General features: G+C 74.2%; 2 protein-coding genes, 1 pseudogene and 1 riboswitch. All 3 genes and pseudogenes read left to right on the forward strand.

Annotated elements, in window-relative coordinates:
• A pseudogene (locus KGA66_RS27875) lies at positions 1-563 on the forward strand (hypothetical protein); the annotation flags it as partial.
• A gap of 205 nt (positions 564-768) precedes the next feature.
• A riboswitch (glycine riboswitch) is annotated at positions 769-860 on the forward strand.
• Positions 861-1051: 191 nt separating this feature from the next.
• Positions 1052-3997 carry an aminomethyl-transferring glycine dehydrogenase gene (gene gcvP / locus KGA66_RS27880; RefSeq protein ID WP_211472383.1) on the forward strand — a complete coding sequence of 982 codons (2946 nt, stop codon included), beginning with the start codon at positions 1052-1054 and terminating at the stop codon, positions 3995-3997.
• A 402-nt stretch (positions 3998-4399) separates the two neighbouring features.
• Positions 4400-5323 (forward strand): ArsR family transcriptional regulator, encoded by a 924-nt coding sequence (locus tag KGA66_RS27885; protein WP_211472384.1) that lies wholly within the window; start codon positions 4400-4402, stop codon positions 5321-5323.
• Positions 5324-5449: the final 126 nt, after the last annotated feature.

Here is a 5449-nt window from a genome sequence, read left to right on the forward strand (position 1 = left end):
GCGACAGCGGCGCCAGCGACAGCGGCGCCAGCGACAGCGACAGCGGCGGGGCGGATCATCCGCGGCCCGCGCACACACCGGCGCCCGACCCGCAGCCGCCGGCGGCCGGCGTCCCGGCCGCGGCGGCACGCACCGCCCAGCCTCCTGTCAACGGCCACGAGGCCGCTCTGCCCGGAGTCGCCGCCGCCGGCGCGGCGGCCGGCGCCGCGGCCCGGGAAGGCACCGTCGCGCCGCGCAACCCGGCCCCCGGCGCACCTTCCCCGTCCCCGGCGCCGGTTCCCGCCCAGCGCGCCCACGCCGCCGCGCCCGCCGTGCCGTTCCCCGCCGGCCGCCAGGAAGCCCCGAACGTGGAGTTCCAGGCGCCGCCGCCGATGCCGCCGCTGCCGCGCCGCTCCACGCGCGAGAGCGAACTGCTCACCGCCGCGCGCGAAGTCGAACGCTGGCGCGGCCAGCCCTCCGCCAGCCGCATCAGCCGCGAACTGAACATCGGGATGGCGTTGGCCACCTCGCTGGCCAACGCGCTGCGCGACGAGGAGGGCCTCGCGCCGGACGAACCGCTCTAGGCGGTGTTGGGGAATGCCTCAAGGGGCGAATCCGGCGAAGCGGCGGTCGAATCGTTGCCTTGATACATTCTCCAACACCGTCTAGGCGCATTGCCACGGCCCGGCCCGGCCTGGTTCTACCGGCGCGCTCGCGCGGTGCGCGCCGTGGCCGCGCGGTACGGATCGGACGTGCGCGCCCCCCGCTGCTACCGTGGAGTCCAGCCGTTCATCCCGGACGGGAGAGTCCCGCACAGCCGCGGGCGCCGAAGGAGCAACCTCTCCCCGGAATCTCTCAGGCACACGGACCGTACGGGACAGGCGACTCTGGAAAGCGGGGAACCGCCGGCCCTCCACCGGGCCCGGCGGCCTCCTCCACCGACGGTGAAAACCGGGCGTTCGACCCCGCGCGGGGGCGGGCAGCCCGGTGAAGCTCTCAGGTCCTGAAACAGAGGGGGAGAGGCCGGCGAGCGAAAGCCGCGCGCCGGAAGGGACCACGCTGGAGGCTCGCGATGGCCGACTTCGCCACCACAACCCCGCTGCCCGCCGCCCACCCGCACCCGCACCCCGGGCCTGGTCCGGCCGGCCTGGCGCAGGGCGCCGCGCCCTTCGCCGAGCGGCACATCGGCCCGCGGCCCGAGGAACAGGCCAAGATGCTCGCGCTGCTGGGATACGCCGGCCTCGACGAGCTGACCGAGGCGGCGGTGCCCGCCACCATCCGCATGACCGAACGCCTCGCGCTGCCCCCGGCGCGCTCGGAGGCCGAGGTCACCGCCGAACTGCGCGACCTGGCCGCCCGCAACCGGGTGCTGCGCCCCATGATCGGCCTGGGCTACTACGGCACGCACACCCCGGCGGTCATCCGCCGCGGCGTGCTGGAGAACCCCGCCTGGTACACCGCCTACACCCCCTACCAGCCGGAGATCTCCCAGGGCCGGCTCGAGGCGCTGCTGAACTTCCAGACCATGGTCGCGGACCTGACCGCGCTGCCCACCGCCAACGCCTCCCTGCTGGACGAGGGCAGCGCCGCCGCCGAGGCGATGACCCTGGCGCGGCGCTCGGCGGCGAACAAGGCCCCGGTCTTCCTCGTGGACGCCGACATATTCCCCCAGACCCTCGCCGTGCTGCAGACCCGCGCCGAACCGCTGGGCATCGAGCTTCTCGCGGTCGACCTGGGCACGCGGGAGCTGCCCGAGACGGACTTCTTCGGCGTGCTGGCCCAGTACCCCGGCGCCTCGGGCGCCGTACGCGACCTGGGCTGGCTGGCCGAGCGCGCCCACGAGCGCGGCGCGCTGCTGGCCGTGGCCGCGGACCTGCTGGCCCTGACGCTGCTGCGCGCGCCCGGGCAGTTCGGCGCGGACATCGCCGTGGGTACCACGCAGCGTTTCGGCGTGCCGCTGGGTTTCGGCGGGCCGCATGCCGCGTACATCGCGGTGCGCTCCGGCCTGACCCGCTCGCTGCCCGGGCGCCTGGTCGGCGTCTCTCAGGACGCGGACGGCGCGCCGGCGTTGCGGCTGGCGCTGCAGACCCGCGAGCAGCACATCCGCCGGGAGAAGGCCACCAGCAACATCTGCACCGCGCAGGTGCTGCTGGCGGTGATGGCCGCGATGTACGCGGTCTACCACGGCCCGCAGGGCCTGAGCGCGATCGCGCGCCGGGCGCACCGCCACGCCGCGGTGCTCGCCGCCGGGCTGCGCGAGCACGGCTACCGCGTCGCGCACGAGGCGTTCTTCGACACGATCACCGTGCACGCCCCCGGGCGCGCGGCCGAACTGTGGCACGCCGCGCGCTTGGCCGGGGTCAACATCCGCCTGTCGGGCGCCGACACCGTCGCGATCTCCTGCGACGAGACCACCACCTGGTCCGACCTGCAGGCCCTGTGGCTGGCGTTCGGCGTCGAGGGCGCGCAGGCGCACCTTCTGGACGAGGCGACCCCCGACGCACTGCCGGCCGCTCTGGAGCGCACCGGCGCGTTCCTGACCCACCCGGTCTTCCACCGGTACCGCTCCGAGACCGCGATGCTGCGCTACCTGCGGCGCCTGGGGGACCGCGACGTGGCGCTGGACCGCTCGATGATCCCGCTGGGTTCGTGCACCATGAAGCTGAACGCGACCACGCAGATGGAACCGGTCAGCTGGCCGGAGTTCGCCGACATCCACCCGTTCGCGCCGCTGGAGCAGGCCGGGGGGTACCTGACGCTGATCGGGCAGCTGGAGCGGTGGCTGGCCGAGGTCACCGGCTACGACCGGGTCAGCGTGCAGCCCAACGCCGGGTCGCAGGGCGAGCTGGCCGGGTTGCTGGCGGTGCGCGCCTACCACCGCGCCCAGGGGCAGGGGCAGCGCGACGTGTGCCTGATCCCGTCCTCCGCGCACGGCACCAACGCGGCGTCCGCGGTGCTGGCCGGGATGCGGGTGGTCGTGGTGGGCTGCCGTGAGAACGGCGACGTGGACGTCGACGAGCTGCGTGAGAAGCTCGCCGAGCACCGCGACCGGCTCGCGGTGCTCATGGTGACCTACCCCTCCACGCACGGGGTGTTCGAGGAGCAGATCACGGACGTGTGCGCGGCGGTGCACGAGGCCGGCGGGCAGGTGTACGTGGACGGCGCGAACCTCAACGCGCTGGTGGGGCTGGCCAAGCCGGGCCGGTTCGGCGCGGACGTCTCGCACCTGAACCTGCACAAGACCTTCTGTATCCCGCACGGCGGCGGCGGTCCGGGTGTCGGGCCGGTGGCGGTGCGCGCGCACCTGGCGCCGTTCCTTCCCAACCATCCGCTGCACCCGGTGGCCGGGCCGCAGCGCACGGCGCCGCCGGCGGTCGGGCCGGTGGCGGCGGCGCCGTGGGGTTCGGCCGGGATCCTGCCGATCCCGTGGGCGTACATCCGGCTGATGGGCGCCGAGGGGCTCAAGCGCGCCACGCAGGTCGCGGTGCTCGCGGCGAACTACGTGGCCGCGCGGCTTTCGCCGCACTACCCGGTGCTCTACACCGGGCCGGGCGGGCTGGTGGCGCACGAGTGCATCCTGGATCTGCGGGAGATCACCCGGCGCAGCGGGATCACCGTCGAGGACGTGGCCAAGCGGCTGATCGACTACGGGTTCCACGCCCCGACGATGTCGTTCCCGGTGCCCGGGACGCTGATGGTGGAGCCGACCGAGTCGGAGGAGCGCGCGGAGCTCGACCGGTTCTGCGACGCGATGATCGCGATCCGCGGGGAGATCGAGCAGGTGGCCTCGGGGGCGTGGGACGCGCAGGACAATGTGCTGCGCCAGGCCCCGCACACCGCGGCGAGCATCGCGGGGCCGTGGGCGCACCCCTATGACCGGGTCGCGGCGGTCTTCCCGGCGGGCGCGGCGCAGGCGGCGGACAAGTACTGGCCGCCGGTGCGCCGCATCGACGGCGCGTACGGAGACCGCAACCTGATGTGCTCCTGCCCGCCGGTCTCGGACCTGGCCGAGGGCTGACGCGCGCGGCGCGCTGCGTGCGCCGGGTGCTCGGCCGCGCAGCGCGCCGCGTGCGCCGCCCGCAGCGGCCGCGGGGCGCGGGCCCTGCTCGTGGGCGGGTCGAGTGCTCCTGCGGGTGTGGTGCAGTCAGCCGGGCAGGTACCGGTACCGGTTCGAAGCATCCTGGTTCTGTCATGGCGTGAGTGCCGCGCGAGACGCGCGCGGGCTGCCCTCGTCTCGGTGTCCAGGCGGGGGCGCGGTAATGCGATCGCCCGGGAGCACTCCAGCGGCTACTGTTTTGCGGGAGCGCGCAAAAGGTCTCAGGCCGGTGCGCCGGCCGCGGGACTCCGGGGGTACGGGGGTACGGGGTTGATACGGGTTGTTCTCTCGACGGACGAGCTCGAGCGGGTGCAGGTCGCCGAGGTGGCTGACTTCGGGTACGAGCTCGCGCTGGGCGGGGCGCAACTGGCCGGCCGCGGCGGCGAGCGGGGCGCCGACCGCAGGCTGGCGGGGTGGCGGCTGGATGTGGCGCGCGGCTGGAACAGCGAGCACGGCAGACTGTTCGACCTCTACACGCCGATGTACATCCCGGCGTTCTTCGGCCAGGCCGCCAAGGCGGCGGCGCCCGGCGGGATCGATCCCGGTGCCCCGGAGGCCACGGCTCATCTGCGGGACCTGGCCCGATCCGGGGCGCTGACCGCGTTCACCCGGGCGCTGGCCGACGGGGACCCGGGCGCCGTGAGCACTCTGAACCGCATACTGGCCGGTTTGCGCGCCAGGGCCCTGGAGCCCTACCGCCGGCGGATCACCTCGCTGGTGGCCACCGCGTCGGCCACGGCGCAGGCCCGTGCCCTGATCGGCGGGAGCGGCGAGCTGCTCAACTCGTTGCATCCCTCGATCCGCTGGGACGGGCGCGAACTGCGCCTGAACACCGTCCTGGACGCCCGGGAGTCCCTCGACGGGCGGCCGTTGATCTTCCAGCCCACGGCGTTGGCCACCCGTGTCATGTTCGACCCGCTGGCCGACAGCGTGACCGTCGTCTACCCGGCCGCCGCCGGTCCGGTCACGCGCGACCCCCGCCTGGACGCCCCGCCTCAGGCCTTGGCGTCGCTGCTCGGGGCGACAAGGGCGGCCGCACTGGTCAGCGTGGTCGGGGCGCCGGCCCTGACCACCGGGCGGCTCGCCGCGGCACTGGGCGTATCCGCGGCAGCGGCCTCCCGGCACGCCACCGCCTTACGCGAGTGCGGCCTGATCGCCACCGTCCGCGACGGCCAAACGGTCCACCACACCCCGACCCGGCTCGGCACCGACCTGGTGCACGGATCGACCATCGCTCAACCGGCCTGAGCTTGAGATTTGAGGTCTACAAGATCTTTTGTGGCGTGGTGGTGTGATCGCCTGACAACGGGCACGGCCACCTGGCATTCTTCGGATCTGTTCTAAGGAATCGAAGAAAGGTCGGGTGGCCGTGGG

The sequence above is a fragment of the Actinocrinis puniceicyclus genome (assembly GCF_018283645.1).
In the GTDB taxonomy this organism is placed as follows: Bacteria; Actinomycetota; Actinomycetes; order Streptomycetales; family Catenulisporaceae; genus Actinocrinis; species Actinocrinis puniceicyclus.